15 protein-coding genes are annotated in these 17,928 nt (G+C 53.6%); 12 read left to right on the forward strand and 3 right to left on the reverse strand.

All coding sequences use genetic code 11. From position 1 onward, the window contains the following. The 11 genes from nuoE (at nt 1) to elaB (ending at nt 12,568) form a co-directional block, all read left to right on the forward strand. On the forward strand, nt 1-549 hold the full coding sequence (nuoE, locus tag DES54_RS02770) for an NADH-quinone oxidoreductase subunit NuoE (RefSeq protein ID WP_113865095.1): 549 nt from the start codon (nt 1-3) through the stop codon (nt 547-549). After that, nucleotides 546-1,895, forward strand: coding sequence for an NADH-quinone oxidoreductase subunit NuoF (gene nuoF / locus DES54_RS02775; protein WP_113865096.1), 1,350 nt, complete (start codon nt 546-548; stop codon nt 1,893-1,895). Before nuoE ends, nuoF begins: the two co-directional genes overlap by 4 nt. Nucleotides 1,896-2,037: 142 nt before the next feature. Further along, on the forward strand, nt 2,038-4,764 hold the full coding sequence (gene nuoG / locus DES54_RS02780) for an NADH-quinone oxidoreductase subunit NuoG (RefSeq protein WP_113865097.1): 2,727 nt from the start codon (nt 2,038-2,040) through the stop codon (nt 4,762-4,764). Next, nucleotides 4,761-5,735, forward strand: a complete 975-nt coding sequence (gene nuoH / locus DES54_RS02785; RefSeq protein WP_113865098.1) for an NADH-quinone oxidoreductase subunit NuoH — start codon at nt 4,761-4,763, stop codon at nt 5,733-5,735. The genes nuoG and nuoH overlap by 4 nt, the downstream gene beginning before the upstream one ends. Before the next feature lie 17 nt (nt 5,736-5,752). After that, nucleotides 5,753-6,295: an NADH-quinone oxidoreductase subunit NuoI gene (gene nuoI, locus DES54_RS02790; RefSeq protein WP_113865099.1), complete on the forward strand. Its 543-nt coding sequence runs from the start codon at nt 5,753-5,755 to the stop codon at nt 6,293-6,295. A gap of 9 nt (nt 6,296-6,304) precedes the next feature. Then, a complete protein-coding gene (gene nuoJ, locus DES54_RS02795) occupies nt 6,305-6,859 on the forward strand; it encodes an NADH-quinone oxidoreductase subunit J (RefSeq protein ID WP_113865100.1) in 555 nt (184 codons plus the stop codon). Beyond that, nucleotides 6,856-7,158 (forward strand): NADH-quinone oxidoreductase subunit NuoK, encoded by a 303-nt coding sequence (gene nuoK, locus DES54_RS02800; RefSeq protein WP_113865101.1) that lies wholly within the window; start codon nt 6,856-6,858, stop codon nt 7,156-7,158. Before nuoJ ends, nuoK begins: the two co-directional genes overlap by 4 nt. Further along, nucleotides 7,155-9,002, forward strand: a complete 1,848-nt coding sequence (gene nuoL, locus DES54_RS02805) for an NADH-quinone oxidoreductase subunit L (protein ID WP_113865102.1) — start codon at nt 7,155-7,157, stop codon at nt 9,000-9,002. Before nuoK ends, nuoL begins: the two co-directional genes overlap by 4 nt. A gap of 98 nt (nt 9,003-9,100) precedes the next feature. Continuing rightward, nucleotides 9,101-10,636 carry an NADH-quinone oxidoreductase subunit M gene (gene nuoM, locus DES54_RS02810; protein ID WP_113865103.1) on the forward strand — a complete coding sequence of 512 codons (1,536 nt, stop codon included), beginning with the start codon at nt 9,101-9,103 and terminating at the stop codon, nt 10,634-10,636. A gap of 6 nt (nt 10,637-10,642) precedes the next feature. Further along, on the forward strand, nt 10,643-12,100 hold the full coding sequence (nuoN, locus tag DES54_RS02815) for an NADH-quinone oxidoreductase subunit NuoN (protein ID WP_113865104.1): 1,458 nt from the start codon (nt 10,643-10,645) through the stop codon (nt 12,098-12,100). 156 nt (nt 12,101-12,256) lie between these two features. Further along, a complete protein-coding gene (elaB, locus tag DES54_RS02820) occupies nt 12,257-12,568 on the forward strand; it encodes a stress response protein ElaB (protein WP_113865105.1) in 312 nt (103 codons plus the stop codon). Nucleotides 12,569-12,676: 108 nt separating this feature from the next. On the opposite strand, the gene DES54_RS02825 is transcribed toward elaB, so the two are convergent. The 3 genes from DES54_RS02825 to DES54_RS02835 form a co-directional block, all read right to left on the reverse strand. Further along, the gene (locus DES54_RS02825) at nt 12,677-14,368 is read right to left on the reverse strand and encodes an alpha,alpha-phosphotrehalase (protein ID WP_113865106.1); all 1,692 of its coding nucleotides are present in this window, start codon (nt 14,366-14,368) and stop codon (nt 12,677-12,679) included. Nucleotides 14,369-14,620: 252 nt separating this feature from the next. After that, nucleotides 14,621-15,151 (reverse strand): GNAT family N-acetyltransferase, encoded by a 531-nt coding sequence (locus DES54_RS02830; protein ID WP_113865107.1) that lies wholly within the window; start codon nt 15,149-15,151, stop codon nt 14,621-14,623. Nucleotides 15,152-15,196: 45 nt separating this feature from the next. Continuing rightward, the gene (locus DES54_RS02835) at nt 15,197-16,078 is read right to left on the reverse strand and encodes a PhzF family phenazine biosynthesis protein (protein ID WP_113865108.1); all 882 of its coding nucleotides are present in this window, start codon (nt 16,076-16,078) and stop codon (nt 15,197-15,199) included. Between the two features lie 185 nt (nt 16,079-16,263). On the opposite strand from DES54_RS02835, the gene DES54_RS02840 reads away from it, so the two are divergent. Next, a complete protein-coding gene (locus tag DES54_RS02840) occupies nt 16,264-17,856 on the forward strand; it encodes an ABC-F family ATPase (RefSeq protein WP_113865109.1) in 1,593 nt (530 codons plus the stop codon). Nucleotides 17,857-17,928 lie beyond the last annotated feature (72 nt).

Genomic DNA, 17,928 nt, shown 5'->3' on the forward strand with positions numbered 1-17,928 from the left:
ATGCATGATCATAACAACAAGCACGATCATATCGACGCTCAGGGGCAACCCGCCGCCGATTCGCTGACGAAAGAAGACGTTTTTGTGTTGAGCGACGCTGAGCGTGACGCGATTGAACACGAAAAACACCATTATGAAGATGCCCGCGCGGCCTCCATCGAAGCGCTGAAGATCGTTCAGAAGCAGCGTGGTTGGGTGCCGGATGGCGCCATCCATGCCATTGCCGATGTACTGGGCATTCCCGCCAGCGATGTTGAAGGTGTGGCGACATTCTATAGCCAGATTTTCCGTCAACCGGTCGGGCGTCACATTATTCGCTATTGCGACAGCGTGGTGTGCCATATCAATGGCTACCAGGGCGTTCAGGCCGCATTGGAGCGCAAGCTCAGCATCAAGCCGGGCCAGACGACTTTTGACGGACGTTTCACGTTACTGCCGACCTGCTGTCTGGGGAACTGCGACAAGGGGCCGTCAATGATGATTGACGAAGATACCCACAGCCAGGTGAAGCCTGAAGATATTGAATCGTTATTGGAGCAGTATCAATGAGTAAAAACATTGTCCTGACTGCTGAGCAGCATCCTCTGACCTGGCGTTTGCGTGACGATAAACAGCCAGTATGGTTGGATGAATATCGCAGCAAAAACGGCTATGCCGGTGCGAAAAAAGTATTAGATGGTATGGCGCAGGATGAGGTGGTTTCTCTGGTTAAAGATGCCGGGCTGAAAGGGCGCGGCGGTGCGGGTTTTTCGACCGGGCTGAAATGGAGCCTGATGCCGAAAGACGAAAGCATGAATATCCGTTATCTGCTGTGCAACGCGGATGAAATGGAGCCGGGAACATATAAAGACCGCCTTTTGATGGAACAACTGCCGCACCTGTTGGTGGAAGGCATGCTGATTAGCGCGTTTGCGTTAAAAGCCTACCGCGGCTATATCTTCCTGCGCGGCGAGTATATCGAGGCGGCGGTGAATCTACGCCGTGCGATTGAAGAGGCGAAAGATGCGGGGTTGCTGGGTAAAAATATTCTTGGCAGCGGATTTGATTTCGAGTTGTTCGTCCACACCGGCGCGGGGCGTTATATCTGCGGCGAAGAAACGGCGCTAATCAACTCGCTGGAAGGCCGCCGCGCCAATCCGCGTTCCAAACCGCCTTTCCCGGCCTCCGCCGGCGCCTGGGGCAAGCCGACCTGCGTAAACAACGTTGAAACGCTGTGTAATGTGCCGGCGATCATTGAACATGGCGCAGCTTGGTATCAGGGGTTGTCGGCGGGCAAGAGTAAAGATGCCGGCACCAAGCTGATGGGGTTTTCCGGCCGCGTCAAAAATCCCGGTTTATGGGAACTGCCATTCGGCACGACCGCCCGTGAAATCCTGGAAGATTATGCCGGCGGGATGCGGGATGGGTTGACGCTCAAAGCCTGGCAGCCAGGTGGCGCGGGAACGGATTTTCTGACGGAAAGCCACCTCGATCTGCCAATGGATTTCGAGAACATCGCGAAAGCGGGCAGCCGCCTGGGGACGGCGTTGGCGATGGCGGTTGATCACGAAATCAACATGGTGTCACTCACTCGTAATCTGGAAGAGTTTTTCGCACGCGAGTCCTGCGGCTGGTGTACGCCTTGCCGCGATGGTCTGCCGTGGAGCGTTAAGCTGCTGCGTGCGCTGGAGCGTGGGGAAGGGCAACCGGGCGACATCGAAACGCTGGAGCAGTTATGCCGTTTCCTCGGCCCCGGCAATACCTTCTGCGCCCATGCGCCGGGCGCGGTTGAGCCATTGCAAAGCGCCATTAAATATTTCCGGGAAGAATTTGAGGCGGGAATATCTCCGCATTATCTGGGTAACCTTAAAACGATTGGCGGGATCCAACCCAACTTGTTGAAAGCGCGTTGGTGACAGGACGCCTGATAAGTACTGGGCCTGATAAGTGTGAGATGCAATTAATGTATCCGCCGGGTGGCGCGAGCAGGCCACTCCGATAACAGAATTTTTGATTAGCGCCCGTGGCGACGCGGGCCATTATGGAAGCATGCTGACTATGGCTACTATTCATGTAGACGGCAAAGAGTATGAAGTAAACGGAGCGGACAATCTTCTTGAAGCCTGTCTGTCTCTGGGACTTGATATTCCTTACTTTTGCTGGCACCCGGCGCTGGGAAGCGTTGGTTCCTGCCGCCTTTGTGCGGTGAAGCAATATCAGAACGCGGAGGATACCCGAGGTCGACTGGTGATGTCATGTATGACACCCGCCACAGAGGGAACGTTTATTGCGATTGAAGACGAAGAAGCGCAGCTATTCCGTAAAACGATAGTTGAATTTCTGATGACCAATCACCCGCACGATTGCCCGGTGTGTGAGGAAGGCGGTAACTGTCATCTGCAAGATATGACGGTCATGACGGGACAGAACTTCCGTCGCTATCGTTTTACCAAACGTACTCACCGCAATCAGGATCTCGGCCCCTTCATTTCTCACGAAATGAATCGCTGTATCGCTTGTTATCGTTGCGTGCGTTATTACAAGGATTACGCGGACGGCAAAGATCTCGGCGTATACGGCGCGCATGATAATGTCTATTTCGGGCGTCCCGAAGACGGTACGTTGGAAAGCGAATTTTCCGGCAACCTGGTTGAAGTCTGTCCTACCGGCGTCTTTACCGATAAGACGCATTCCGAGCGCTATAACCGTAAATGGGATATGCAGTTTGCGCCGAGCATCTGCCAACAGTGCAGCATCGGGTGCAACACCAGCCCCGGCGAGCGTTATGGCGAGTTACGGCGCATCGAAAACCGTTTCAACGGCAGCGTAAACCACTACTTCTTATGTGACCGCGGTCGTTTTGGCTATGGTTACGTTAATCTGAAAGATCGTCCGCAACAGCCACTGCTGCGCCGCGGTGACGACTGGATTGCGCTGAATGCCGACCAAGCGCTGCAAAGCGCGGCTGATGCTCTGCGTCAGGCGAAGAAAACCATTGGCATCGGCTCACCCCGCGCCAGTGTGGAAAGCAACTTTGCGTTGCGCGAACTGGTGGGAGCGGAGAATTTCTATACCGGCATCGCGCAGGATGAACAAAATCGTCTGCAACTGATGCTGAAGGTATTGCGCGAAAGCGGTGTGCGCACGCCTGCTCTGCGCGAGATAGAGAGTTACGATGCGGTTCTGGTTCTGGGCGAAGATTTAACCCAGACCGGCGCACGTATTGCGCTGGCCGTGCGTCAGGCGGTGAAAGGCAAGGCGCGTGAAATGGCGGCGGCGCAGAAAGTGGCTGACTGGCAAATCGCGGCCATCATGAATATCGGTCAGCATGCCAAGCATCCGTTGTTCATCACTAACGTGGATAGCACCCGTCTGGATGATATTGCCGCCTGGAATTACCGTGCGCCTGTCGCCGATCAAGCGCGGCTGGGGTTCGCCATCGCCCATGCGCTGGACGACAATGCGCCGGGCGTGAGCGATCTGGCATCCGATCTGGCGCAGAAGGCCGATATCATTGCGCAGGCGCTGGCCGGGGCGAAGAAACCGTTGATCATTTCAGGCACCAATTCCGGCAGTGAAGAGATGATCGCCGCTGCCGCCAATGTGGTGAAAGCGCTGAAAAATCGCGGTGCGGATGTCGGCATTACGTTTGTCGCTTCCGCCGCGAACAGCGTCGGTCTGTCGATGATTGGCGGCGGTTCGCTGGATGAGGCGCTTGCTCAATTGGAGAACGGTGAAGCCGACAGTGTGGTGGTGCTGGAGAACGATCTCTACCGTCATGCGTCGGCGGCGCGCGTTGACGCCGCGCTGGAAAAAGCGACCAATCTGTTGGTGCTGGATCATCAACGTACCCCGATTATGGATAAAGCCAGCCTGATTTTCTCATCAGCCAGTTTTGCTGAAAGCGATGGAACGCTGGTCAATCAGGAAGGGCGCGCTCAACGCTTCTTCCAGGTTTATGACCCCGCTTACTACAACGATAACATCGTGATGCTGGGAAGCTGGCGTTGGCTGCATTCCCTGTTTATTACCTATAGCAGTCAGCAGGTTGACTGGACTGCGCTTGATCATGTGATTGATGCCTGCGTTAGCGCGCTACCGCAACTGGCGGCGATCAAACAGGCCGCACCGGATGCGTCTTTCCGTATTCGTGGACAGAAACTGGCCCGTTCGCCGAACCGCTCGAGCGGACGCACGGCGATGCGCGCCAATATCAGCGTGCATGAACCGCGTCAGCCGCAGGATACGGACACCATGTTTGCTTTCTCAATGGAAGGAAACAACAGTCCGACCGCACAACGTCAGCAAATTCCATTTGCCTGGGCGCCAGGCTGGAACTCGCCGCAGGCCTGGAACAAATTCCAGGACGAAGTGGGCGGACATCTGCGCCACGGCGATCCGGGGGTGCGTATTATCGAAGCCGGTGAAAGTTCGCTGGGGTACTTCGATACTATTCCGTCCGCGTTTGCCGCCGCGTCAGGTCAGTGGCGGGTTGCGCCCTATTACCACCTGTTCGGCAGTGATGAAATGTCACAGCGTTCGGCGGTGATCCAGCAGCGTATGCCGGAACCCTATGTGATGGTTAACCCGTCCGATGCGGCGGCGCTCGGCGTCAATGCCGGCGCATTGGTGGAATTGACCTGCGAGGGGCAGACGTTGCGTTTACCGCTGCGTTTAAGTGCTGAACTGAGTCAGGGACAGGTTGGTTTACCGCTTGGATTGCCGGGTATCGCCCCGGTTCTGGTGGGCGCAACCGTTGAAAATCTGCGGGAGGCTGCGCAATGAGTTGGTTTACACCGGAAATTATCGAGATTCTGAGTTCAGTTGGGAAATCGATCGTCATCCTGTTGGTCGTCGTGACCTGCGGGGCATTTATGAGTATGGGCGAACGTAAGTTGCTGGGGCTGTTTCAGGGGCGCTACGGGCCGAACCGGGTAGGTTGGGGAGGTTCGTTGCAGCTTGTCGCCGATATGATCAAAATGTTCTTCAAAGAAGACTGGGTGCCGAAGTTTACTGACAAAGTCATCTTCACTCTGGCGCCAATGATCGCGTTTACCTCATTGTTGCTGGCTTTCGCCATTGTTCCGGTCAGCCCCACCTGGGGCGTTTCCGACCTGAACATCGGACTGTTGTTTTTCCTGATGATGGCGGGGTTGGCGGTTTATGCGGTGCTGTTCGCCGGCTGGTCAAGCAACAACAAATACTCATTGCTGGGGGCCGTCCGTGCGTCGGCGCAAACCTTAAGTTATGAAGTGTTCCTTGGCTTATCCCTGATGGGGGTGGTGGCGCAGGCCGGTTCATTCAATATGCGCGATATTGTGGATTCGCAGGCGCATTTGTGGAATGTGATCCCGCAATTCTTCGGCTTCATTACGTTTGCTATCGCCGGTGTCGCGGTATGTCACCGCCATCCGTTTGACCAGCCGGAAGCAGAGCAGGAACTGGCTGATGGTTATCACATTGAATATTCCGGCATGAAGTTCGGTTTGTTCTTTGTCGGCGAATATATCGGTATCGTGACGGTTTCCGCGCTGATTGTAACCCTGTTCTTCGGCGGCTGGCATGGTCCGTTGTTGCCGCCATTTATCTGGTTCGCACTGAAAACGGCCTTCTTCATGATGATGTTCATTCTGATCCGTGCCGCGTTGCCCCGTCCGCGTTATGACCAGGTGATGGCTTTCGGCTGGAAAGTCTGTCTGCCGATAACGCTGCTGAACCTGCTGGCGACTGCCGCCGTCATTTTGTACAACGCTTGAGAAGGGGTGAATAAACCATGACATTAAAAGATTTAGTGGTTGGTTTCGGCACCCAGGTACGCAGTATCTGTATGGTGGGATCAAACGCTTTTAAAAAGCGTGAAACCAAAATGTATCCTGAGGAGCCGGTGAATCCGCCGCCACGCTATCGTGGGCGGATCGTACTGACGCGCGATCCCGATGGTGAAGAGCGCTGTGTGGCTTGCAACTTGTGTGCGGTAGCCTGTCCGGTCGGCTGCATCTCGTTACAGAAAGCCGAAACCAAAGATGGCCGCTGGTATCCCGAGTTTTTCCGTATCAACTTCTCGCGTTGTATCTTCTGCGGATTCTGTGAGGAAGCCTGCCCGACCACCGCTATTCAGCTAACGCCGGATTTTGAGATGGGCGATTACAAACGTCAGGATCTAGTTTATGAAAAAGAAGATCTGCTGATATCGGGGCCGGGTAAATATCCAGAATACAACTTTTACCGGATGGCGGGCATGGCCATTGATGGGAAAGATAAAGGCGAAGCCGAAAACGAAGCCAAACCCATTGATGTCAAAGGTCTGTTGCCCTAAGGAGCTAGCATGGAATTCGCTTTTTATATTACGGGTCTGGTGGCGGTACTGGCGACATTGCGCGTCATTACCCACACTAATCCGGTGCATGCGCTGTTATATCTGATTGTTTCCCTGTTGGCTGTCGCGGGCGTATTTTTCTCGCTGGGCGCCTACTTTGCCGGCGCGCTGGAAATCATCGTTTACGCGGGCGCCATTATGGTGCTGTTCGTCTTCGTGGTCATGATGCTCAACCTCGGTAACACCGTGGAGGATCAGGAGCGCGTTTGGCTGAAACCGGGCGTCTGGATTGGTCCCGGACTGCTGTCGCTGGTTTTACTGATCGTGGTGGTGAAGGCGATACTCAGCCTGAGCGATCAGGGCATCACCGGTGAAATGGTGGATGCGAAAACGGTAGGCATCAGTCTGTTCGGGCCTTATGTCTTAGCGGTTGAGCTTGCCTCGATGCTGTTGCTGTCAGGATTGGTCGTCGCTTTCCATATTGGTCGTGAAGACAAACGCGGCGAGGTCATCAGTAATGAGAACCAGGATGTTGATAAGAAAATAGCGGGGGAACGCGCATGATTCCGTTAGAGCATGGCTTGATTTTAGCCGCCACGCTGTTTGTGTTAGGGCTAACCGGGCTGATAATTCGCCGTAACTTGCTGTTTATGCTAATTAGTCTTGAAATCATGATCAATGCCGCAGCGTTGGCGTTTGTGGTGGCGGGGAGTTATTGGCAGCAGCCGGACGGTCAGGTGATGTACATTCTGGCGATTACGCTGGCGGCTGCCGAAGCAAGTATTGGTCTGGCGTTGCTGCTACAGCTGTATCGTCGCCGTCAAACCCTGAATATTGATACAGTCAGTGAGATGCGCGGATGAACTTACTCTATTTAACCATATTATTTCCGCTGCTCGGATTTCTGTTGCTGGCTTTTTCCCGCGGTCGCTGGTCTGAGAATACCTCTGCAACCGTCGGCGTTGGCTCGATTGGTCTGGCAGCGTTGATTACCGCCTGGGTTGTGGTCGATTTTATCGGCCAGCAACAAAGCGGCGCGACCATTTTTAACCAGCATTTGTGGACATGGATGGCGGTCGGCAACTTCAATATCGGCGTTACGCTGACGCTTGATGGCTTGTCCGTCACCATGTTGTCCGTTGTCACCGGCGTTGGCTTCTTTATCCATCTGTTTGCCTCATGGTACATGCGCGGCGAAGAGGGATATTCGCGCTTTTTTGCCTACACCAACCTGTTTATTGCGAGCATGGTGGTGCTGGTGCTGGCGGATAACCTGTTGCTGATGTATCTCGGCTGGGAAGGCGTGGGGCTGTGCAGCTATCTGCTGATCGGTTTTTACTATACCAATCCTAAGAACGGCGCGGCGGCCATGAAAGCCTTCGTGGTAACCCGCGTGGGCGACGTGTTTCTGGCATTCGCCTTGTTCATCCTTTACAACGAACTAGGCACGCTCAACTTCCGTGAATTGATGGTGCTGGCGCCGCAACAACTGGCGGAAGGTTCCCCGGCGATAACCTGGGCGACCTTGATGTTGCTTGGCGGCGCGGTGGGTAAATCCGCGCAGTTGCCGTTGCAGACCTGGCTGGCCGATGCGATGGCCGGCCCGACGGCGGTTTCCGCATTGATCCACGCCGCGACCATGGTGACCGCCGGCGTTTATCTGATCGCCCGTACTCACGGCCTGTTCCTGATGGCGCCGGATGTGTTGCATCTGGTCGGCATCATCGGTGCGTTTACGCTGGTATTGGCCGGATTTGCCGCGTTGGTGCAGACGGATATCAAACGTGTGCTGGCCTATTCCACCATGAGTCAGATTGGTTATATGTTTCTGGCGTTGGGCGTCCAGGCATGGGACGCGGCGATTTTCCACCTGATGACGCACGCGTTTTTCAAAGCGCTGCTGTTCCTGTCTTCTGGTTCGGTCATCCTGGCCTGTCATCATGAACAGAACATTTTCAAAATGGGTGGCCTGCGGAAAACCATTCCGTTGGTTTATGTCTGCTTCCTGGTTGGCGGCGCGGCGCTGTCGGCATTGCCGTTGCTGACGGCAGGTTTCTTCAGTAAAGACGAAATTCTGGCCGGGGCATGGGCGAATGGTCATCTCAACTTGATGGTGGCGGGATTGGCCGGGGCCTTTATGACCTCGTTGTACACCTTCCGTATGATTTTTATCGTGTTCCACGGCGAAGCAAAAACCAAGGCGCATGCGGGAAAAGGGATTTCTCATCATTTGCCGCTGATCGTGTTGATGGTGCTGTCGACGTTTATCGGCGCGATGATTGTTCCTCCTTTGCAGGGCGTACTGCCGCAAACAACGGAACTTGAGCATGGTCAGCTAATGACGCTGGAAATTGCTTCCGGCGTGGTCGCCGTCGCGGGCATCGTACTGGCTGCCATGCTGTGGCTGGGTAAACGTCGATTGGTGAACAATATTGCACAAAGCGCGCCCGGACGTTTCTTCTCGACCTGGTGGTTCCATGCCTGGGGCTTCGACTGGTTGTACGACAAAGTCTTTGTCAGACCTTACCTGGCTATTGCGAAGTTGCTGCGGCGTGATCCGCTGGACGCATTGATGAATATTCTGGCTTGCATTACCCGCTGGGGGAACCGGGGGTTGACCGTGAGCGAAAATGGTCAGGTGCGCTGGTACGTTGCCTCCATGGGGGTGGGTGCTGTCGTCGTGCTGGCGTTGTTATTGCTGATTTAAGACGGTAGCCGGGAACGTATGATGGGTGGGGCATTCCCGATGTGAATGTCCGCCCCGGCAAGTTTTCAGATTTCTTTAATTTAGGGACACAAAGCGCCATGCTACTACCTTGGCTAATTCTTATCCCCTTTATCGGCGGTCTGCTGTGTTGGCAGTCAGCGCGTTTGGGCACGAAAGTGCCGCGCTGGATCTCGTTGATTGCGATGGGGCTGACTCTGGTGCTATCTCTGCAACTGTGGTTGCAAGGTGGTTATTCTTTGGTAACGCCCAGCGGACTACCGCAATGGCAGGCTGAGTACAATGTTCCGTGGATCCCGCGCTTCGGCATTAATTTCCATCTCGCACTGGATGGACTTTCGGTGCTGATGGTGGTGTTGACCGCGTTACTTGGGGTGTTGGCGGTACTCTGCTCATGGAATGAAGAGCAACACAACCAGGGACTTTTCCACCTGGGAATATTATGGACGCTGGTCGGCGTGATTGGCGTGTTCGTCGCCATCGACCTGTTCCTGTTCTTTTTCTTCTGGGAAATGATGCTGGTGCCGATGTATTTCCTCATCGCCATCTGGGGACACAAAGGTTCTGACGACAAAACCCGCACCGCCGCCGCCACCAAGTTTATCATCTACACCCAGACCAGCGGGTTGATCATGTTGATCGCGATTCTGGCGCTGGCGTTTGTGCATTACGATGCGACGGGCGTCTGGACCTTTAGTTATGAAGCGTTGCTGAATACTGAAATGTCGTATGGCATTGAATACCTGCTGATGTTGGGATTCTTTGTCGCGTTTGCGGTGAAAATGCCATTGGTGCCGGTTCATGGCTGGTCGCCGGATGCGCACAGCCAGTCTCCGACCGCGGGTTCCGTCGATCTGGCCGGACTGTTGATGAAAACGGCGGCCTACGGTCTGCTACGCTTCAGTTTGCCGCTGTTTCCCAACGCGTCGCACGAATTTGCGCCGATTGCCATGTGGCTTGGGGTGATCAGCGTATTCTACGGCGCCTGGATGGCGTTTAATCAGACGGATATCAAACGTCTGGTCGCCTATACTTCCGTCTCCCATATGGGATTCGTGATGATTGCGATCTACTCAGGTAGCCAACAGGCTTTTCAGGGCGCGGTAATTCTGATGATTGCGCACGGTTTGTCGGCTGCGGGGCTTTTTATCCTGTGTGGTCAGCTATACCAGCGTTTGCATACCTGGGATATGCGCCAGATGGGAGGGCTATGGGCTCGCCTGCGCTATTTACCGGCGCTGTCGCTGTTCTTTGCCGTCGCCACGTTAGGTATGCCGGGCACCGGTAACTTTGTCGGCGAATTTAATATTCTGATCGGCAGTTATCAGGTTGTGCCGGTGATTACGGTGATTTCCACATTCGGCCTGGTGTTTGCATCGGTTTATTCGCTGATGCTGATGCAGCGCGCTTATTATGGTGCCCCAAAATCGGAACAACCGCTGCCGGGTATGACGATGCGTGAATTGTCCGTCGTTATGCCGCTGGTGGTATTACTGGTGTTGTTAGGGGTGTTCCCGCAGCCGATTCTGGATACGTCCAGCGCGACGATGTCAGGTATCCAGCAGTGGTTTATGTCGTCTGCTCCAGATTCAATAATCTCAACAACAAGGCCGTAATTCGCCATGACAATAACTCATCAACAACTAATCGCGCTATCGCCGCTGTTGATCGTAGGATTGACGGTAGTGGCTGTGATGCTGTGCATTGCGTGGCGACGCAACCATTTTTTCAACGCAACTCTGGCGGTTATCGGCCTGAGCATAGCGCTGCTGTCGCTTTACTTCGTCGGCCAGGCAGAACCGACCGATGTCACTCCGCTGTTACGGGTTGATGGTTTTTCCATGCTTTATACCGGACTGGTACTGGTCGCGAGTCTGGCCACCTGTACTTTTGCTTATTCATGGCTGGAGGGCTATGCGGATAACCGTGATGAGTTCTATCTGCTGGTGCTGATTGCCGCGTTAGGCGGAATTGTATTGGCAAGCGCCAACCATCTTGCGTCACTGTTCATCGGTATTGAATTGATTTCACTGCCGTTATTTGGGCTGGTCAGCTATGCCTACCATCAGGAGCGTTCGCTGGAGGCTGGCATCAAATACATGCTGCTATCGGCCGCATCGTCGTCTTTCCTGCTGTTCGGTATGGCGCTGGTGTATGCGGAGTCGGGTAACCTGACCTTTGCCAGTCTGGGGCAGAGCCTGAGCGATCAGCGTATCCATGAGCCGCTGTTGCTGGCTGGTTTAGGGATGATAATCGTTGGCGTGGGCTTTAAGCTGTCGCTGGTTCCTTTTCAACTGTGGACGCCGGACGTTTATCAGGGCGCGCCGGCGCCGGTTTCCACTTTTCTGGCAACCGCCAGCAAAATCGCTATTTTTGGCGCGGTGATGCGTTTGTTCCTCTATGCGCCGATGGTGGACAGCGATTCGGTCAGAATTGCGCTTGGCGTGATTGCGCTCGCTTCGATTGTGTTTGGTAACGTGATGGCGGTTTCGCAGAGCAGCATCAAACGTTTATTGGGCTACTCCTCTGTGGCGCACATGGGATATCTGCTGGTCGCGTTGATCGCGGTGCAAAGTCATCAGTTGGCGCTGGAAACCGTCGGCGTTTATCTGGTGGGCTATCTGTTCGCCAGCCTGGGCGCCTTTGGCGTCGTCAGTTTGATGTCCAGTCCAAACAATGATCAGGAGGCGGATTCGATGCTTTCCTACCGTGGTCTGTTCTGGCGTAAACCGGTATTGTCCGCAGTGATGACCGTGATGATGCTGTCGCTAGCCGGTATCCCGATGACGCTGGGCTTCTTCGGTAAATTTTATGTATTGGCCGTGGGCGTGAACGCTGAACTGTGGTGGCTGGCCGGCGCCGTTGTACTGGGTAGCGCGATTGGTCTTTATTATTACCTGCGGCTTATGGTCAGCCTTTATCTGGATGCGCCGACAGTATTAAATCGTGATGTGTCGGGAGGCTGGGCATTGACGGCTGGCGGCGCGGTAGTCGTGATTTCAGCAATAATGGTGCTGCTCCTGGGCTTTTACCCGCAACCGCTGATTTCGCTGGTGCAGTTGGCGCAGCCCATCATGTAACAGTAAACAGAGTGTGGTAGTGGATAAAAATGCCGTTGATGAGGATCAGCGGCGTTTTTATTTAGGAATGGTCTGGTCGGCGTTTAACACCGAAAGTGCTAAGAATTGTCTATAGTTACTCAGACAATCACTTTTTATAACCAGAGGGAAAACGTTATGGCAGCAGCAAAGCAACAGTCTGAAGAAATCCGCGTTGATGACGATCTGAAACTTTTGTCTGATGCGCTGGATGAGTTATTGCGTTACTCAGGGGATCAGGCTGACAAAGCCTATATGGACCTGAAAAAAGGAGCGGAAAAAGCCTTGCAGGAAGTGAAGTCGCGCATTGGTGCGAGCGACAGTTACTATGCACGGGCAAAAAAGGTTGCGGATAAAGCGGACGTTTATGTGCACGACAAACCCTGGCATGGTATCGGTATCGGCGCGACCGTCGGGCTGGTTTTGGGGTTGCTTCTGGCCAAACGCTAGTCTGTGTATGCGATGAATCATTTGCACCATAAGATAGCTTGTACAGGGATGTATAATCGCCTGCTTTTGACTGGTTTAACCCGGCAGCGTTTGATCAATAACGTCCACTTAAACTTTATCCTCTTTTTCCGCGATGCCTTGCACCCAGTAAATCGCTTCAAAAGCACGTATCGTCAGCGTGGCGGGGTGGACGGCGGCATCGGCGTAGTTGCTCAATAGCAACCGCCAACGGCGATTGTCGGTGATGATAGCCGGCGAAGGTTGCCAGAGTTGCGGTTGTTTAGCGAGATTCGCCAGAACCAATAGCCGCTGCCCGTTCCAGCACCGCTGATAGCACCAGATAGCGGGATGATCGGGCAGGAGATCCTGATAATTGCCCTGTATCACGAGCGGGAGCGTTTTACGTATCATGATCAATTGCTGATAGGTATAGAAGACCGAGTTTTGATCGGCCAGCGCCTGTTCGGTATTAATCTGCGGGTAATTTTCGCAAGGTTGCAGCCAGGGGACGCCAGCGGTAAAACCGGCGTTTTCACTGTTATTCCACTGCATCGGCGTGCGACTGTTATCACACGAGCGGGCGGCGAGTATCGCCTGCGGTTGTTCATCCGACTGTGCGCCGTCGTGCTGTTCGGCAACCCTATTCAGACTTTCCGTGTCCTGATACTGGCTCAATGTCGTGTAGCCGGGGTTGGTCATGCCGATTTCTTCTCCCTGATAGATATAGGGCGTTCCCTGCATACCGTGCAGTATCATCGCCAGCATTTTGGCCGATTGAATCCGGAATTCGCCTTCATCGCCGAAGCGGGAAACGATACGGGGCTGATTGTGATTGCACCAGAAAAGCGAATTCCAGGCATGCTGGTACATGCCCTGTTGCCATCGGTTCATTATCTGTTTCAGCTTAATGAAGTCCGGTTTTGTTAAGGGCTGCTTTTCACCATTGGCGTAATCAATTTCCAGATGCTGGGAATTGAAGATCATGGAAAGTTCGCTGCCATCCAGCGCCGCGTAACGGCGAGCATGCTCAAGAGAAGCGGATAACATCTCTCCCGCGGTCATCAACCCACGTGGCTGGAATACCTCCTGACTGAATTCTTGCAGATAGTCATGGATGCGAGGGCCATCGGTATAGTAGCGCTCTCCGTCGCCCTGTTCATCGTCAGGGAAATCGGGCTGCTTGGAGATCAGACTGATTGCATTCAGCCGCAATCCGTCGATGCCTTTGTCCGCCCAGAATTCACATACCTTTTTCAATGCGCCGCGTACCCGTGGATGTTCCCAATTGAGGTCGGCCTGTTCGATGGTGAAAAGATGCAAATAATATTGTTGGCTTGCGGCATGCCATCGCCAGGCCGAACCACCGCACTTGGCGCGCCAGTTATTCGGCGGGGCTTTGCCGTTGCCATCGCGCCAGATATAAAAATGGCGGTAGGCGCTGCGGCGTTCTTGCGCGGCCTGAAACCAGCAGTGCTGTGTCGAGGTGTGGTTAAACACCATATCCATCAGGATGCGAATACGGCGTTGGTGCGCCTCGGCAATCAATCTTTCCATATCTTCCATGGTGCCGTAAGCGGGATCGATAACGCAGTAGCCAGCGACATCATAACCGTTATCAACTTGCGGCGAGAGGTAAACCGGGGTGATCCAGATCGCATCAACGCCCAGCCGTTGCAGGTAACCGAGACGCGAGATAATTCCCCTGATATCTCCCACGCCATTGCCGGTACTGTCCTGAAAGCTCTTCGGATAGATTTGATAAATCACGCCATTTTGCCACCAGGGGACGGATGTCGTCATGAAGATCTCCTTGTTGAAATCAAACGTTTGCCAGCGGTTCGCAACCAACGCCTCTCAGGGTGCCGGTGAACATCGGCAGGGATGAACGTTGCGATCACTATCGCCAGATATAAAGCATAGCGCATTGTTTTATTTTTAAAGGGCAGCGTTCTGCGGCATCAATCTGGCGGATCTTTTCATCAGCAGAAGGAAAAATGCGGGGCGGCTGCGTTAAAAAAGCCGCCTGCGTTGAGGCGGCTTTACTGAAAGGCGTCAGACAGGATAGTAATAAATGTTCTGGTCCAGATCACGATCGCCGATTCTTTCCGCCTTCTCAACCAGCCGGTAAAACCCAAAGCCGAGTCGCCGGGCCAACGCATTGCTGCGGGAGTTTTCAACCGACGCCTTGATGATACAGCGATCAACGATGCCAGCAGCGCGGTACGCTTCGATCATGGTCGTCACCGCCTGCGAAACGATACCTTTGCCTTCAAACTGTTGCGCAATCCAATAGCCAATATCACCGGTTTTATTATGGATGCTATCAAAGCAAACGACGCCAGTGATCACCTCATCCCAGCGAATCACATACACTACTGCGAGGCCGGCTTCGAAAGCCTTCCGGTTGGTTTTGATCGCCTGGCGTAAATCATCAACGCAAGTCAAGGAGTCCGGTCCCGACAGCGTTCGTAGCAGCCGGGGCTTTTCTTGCTGGATCAGGGTGAAAATCGCTTCGACGTCGCGCTCATCCTGAATACTTAAATGCAGATGCGGCGGATAATGTAATTCGGCGAGTGTTTCCATTGTTGCTCCTTTAATTAATGTCGTTGTCTTTCCATGTAATGATATTTACGCTTGCAGCGTACCGTCGATAATGGTCACGCTGTGTCCGCCTACCCAGAGTTCATCATCCAGATAAGTGATCAACAGCCGACCATCACTGTGGCGCTTGACGCCCTGGCGGACGCTGTAGCCCAGTTTATCGGCAATATTATCCGGGTAACGCTGATGACGCAGAAGCGCGGCTATGCAGGCATTGGCGCTGCCGGTGACCGGATCTTCCTTTAACGCATCCAACTCAATATAAAAGGTACGCACTTCATAATCTACTGGCGTGGCATGATCGTGAGGACCGTAAATGGCGATGCCGTCCGTGCGACAGCTTTGCATTAACATCGCCAGCGATGAAGCGTCAGGCGAGATAGCCAGACAGGTCGTGGCGCAGTCCAGACGAATAACCAGCCAACGTATTCCCATGTTGACGTTGGCGGGCGGACAGCGTTTATCGATTTTGCCGCTGCCGAGCGTGCGCTCCAGCAACGGATACAGTCCGCTATCAAAGGGCTCGATAGCGGCTGGCGGCACATGAAAAGCCAACATTCCGTTATCCCCGATATTAACCGGTACCAGACCGATGCCGCATTGCTGGACGATCTGGCCGGGCGTTTTGGTCTGTAACCCGGATTCTAATAAAGCGTGTGCGGAACCGAGCGTCGGGTGGCCGGCAAACGGAAATTCGGTTTCCGGAGTAAAGATCCGCACGCGATAATCGGCCATTGGTTCGGTGGGCGGTAATAAAAATGTTGTTTCCGATAAGTTGGTCCAGCGGGCGATCTGTTGCATTTGTTCGTCACTCAGACCATCCGCCTCCATAATGACCGCCAGCGGATTGCCCTTGAAAGGCTGCCGGGTGAAAACATCGACTTGTTTAAAACGGCGAGGTAATGGCATAGGTTATTCTTCCTCAGTTTTTTATAGACTGTTTCTCATCGACCGTTTTTTATCAACCATTTCTCATCAATCGTTCATCTCAATCATTTATTATTGGTTAAAGATTGCACAAAACTAGCCGCGATTATGAGGCGCTTTTGTGGCATAATGCGCGCTAAATCACATTTTTGACTTGAGTGAGCGCTGTGTTAAGTACCAACAATATCACCATGCAGTTCGGCAGCAAGCCGTTGTTTGAGAATATTTCCGTTAAATTCGGCGGCGGTAACCGTTACGGTTTGATTGGCGCGAATGGTTGCGGCAAATCCACATTGATGAAAATTCTGGGCGGCGATTTGGCGCCGAGTTCCGGTAACGTATTCCTTGACCCCAATGAGCGTCTGGGTAAATTGCGTCAGGATCAGTTCGCATTTGAGCAATACAGCGTGCTGGATACCGTGATCATGGGCCATGCGGAACTGTGGGCGGTAAAAGAAGAGCGCGATCGTATTTATTCATTGGCGGAAATGAGCGAAGCGGACGGTTATAAAGTTGCCGATCTGGAAGTGCAATATGGTGAAATGGATGGTTACAGCGCCGAAGCGCGTGCTGGCGAATTACTGCTGGGCGTCGGTATTCCGGTGGAGCAACACTATGGCCCGATGAGCGAAGTGGCCCCCGGCTGGAAACTGCGCGTACTGTTGGCGCAGGCGTTGTTTGCCAATCCGGATATCCTGCTGCTGGATGAACCGACCAACAACCTGGATATCGCGACCATCCGTTGGCTGGAACAGGTATTGAACGAGCGCAACAGCACCATGATCATCATTTCCCACGATCGTCACTTTCTCAATATGGTCTGCACCCACATGGCCGATCTGGATTACGGCGAACTGCGAATTTATCCCGGTAACTATGATGAATACATGACGGCGGCGACGCAGGCGCGTGAACGTCTGCTGGCGGATAACGCCAAGAAAAAAGCCCAGATTTCCGAGTTGCAGTCTTTCGTCAGCCGCTTCAGCGCCAATGCCTCCAAATCCAAACAGGCGACTTCCCGCGCCCGTCAGATTGATAAAATCCAGTTGGAAGAGGTGAAGGCCTCCAGCCGTCAGAATCCGTTCATCCGCTTTGAACAGGATAAGAAACTGTTCCGTAATGCGCTGGAAGTGGAAGCGCTGGCGAAAGGGTTTGATAACGGCCCGCTGTTTCACAAATTGACCCTGATGGTGGAAGTGGGCGAGAAGGTCGCGATTCTGGGAACCAATGGTATCGGTAAATCGACGTTGCTGAAAACGCTGGTCGGCGATATGCAGCCTGACAGCGGCACGGTGAAGTGGTCGGAAAATGTGAAAATCGGTTATTACGCGCAGGATCATGAATATGAATTCGACGATTCCCTGACCGTATTTGACTGGATGAGCCAGTGGAAACAGGCAAAGGACGACGAACAGGCGGTGCGCGGCGTGCTGGGGCGATTACTGTTCAGTCAGGACGATATCAAGAAGAGAGTGAAAGTCCTGTCCGGCGGCGAGAAAGGCCGGATGCTGTTTGGTAAGTTGATGATGCAGCGTCCGAATGTTTTGGTGATGGATGAACCGACCAACCACCTGGACATGGAATCGATAGAATCGCTCAATATGGCGTTGGAAATGTACGAGGGGACGCTATTGTTTGTCTCTCATGACCGTGAGTTCGTCAGTTCGCTGGCGACCCGTATTCTGGAAATCACAGCAAATAAAGTCATCGACTTTACGGGCAATTACGAAGATTACCTGCGCAGTCAGGGGATCCAGTAACCAATAGCCGAGAACGGCGAAATTTCTTATTCAGGGCAGCACGGTTGATCCGTCGCTGCCTTTCTATTTGGC

The sequence above is a fragment of the Brenneria salicis ATCC 15712 = DSM 30166 genome, from assembly GCF_003315515.1.
GTDB lineage: Bacteria > Pseudomonadota > Gammaproteobacteria > Enterobacterales > Enterobacteriaceae > Brenneria > Brenneria salicis.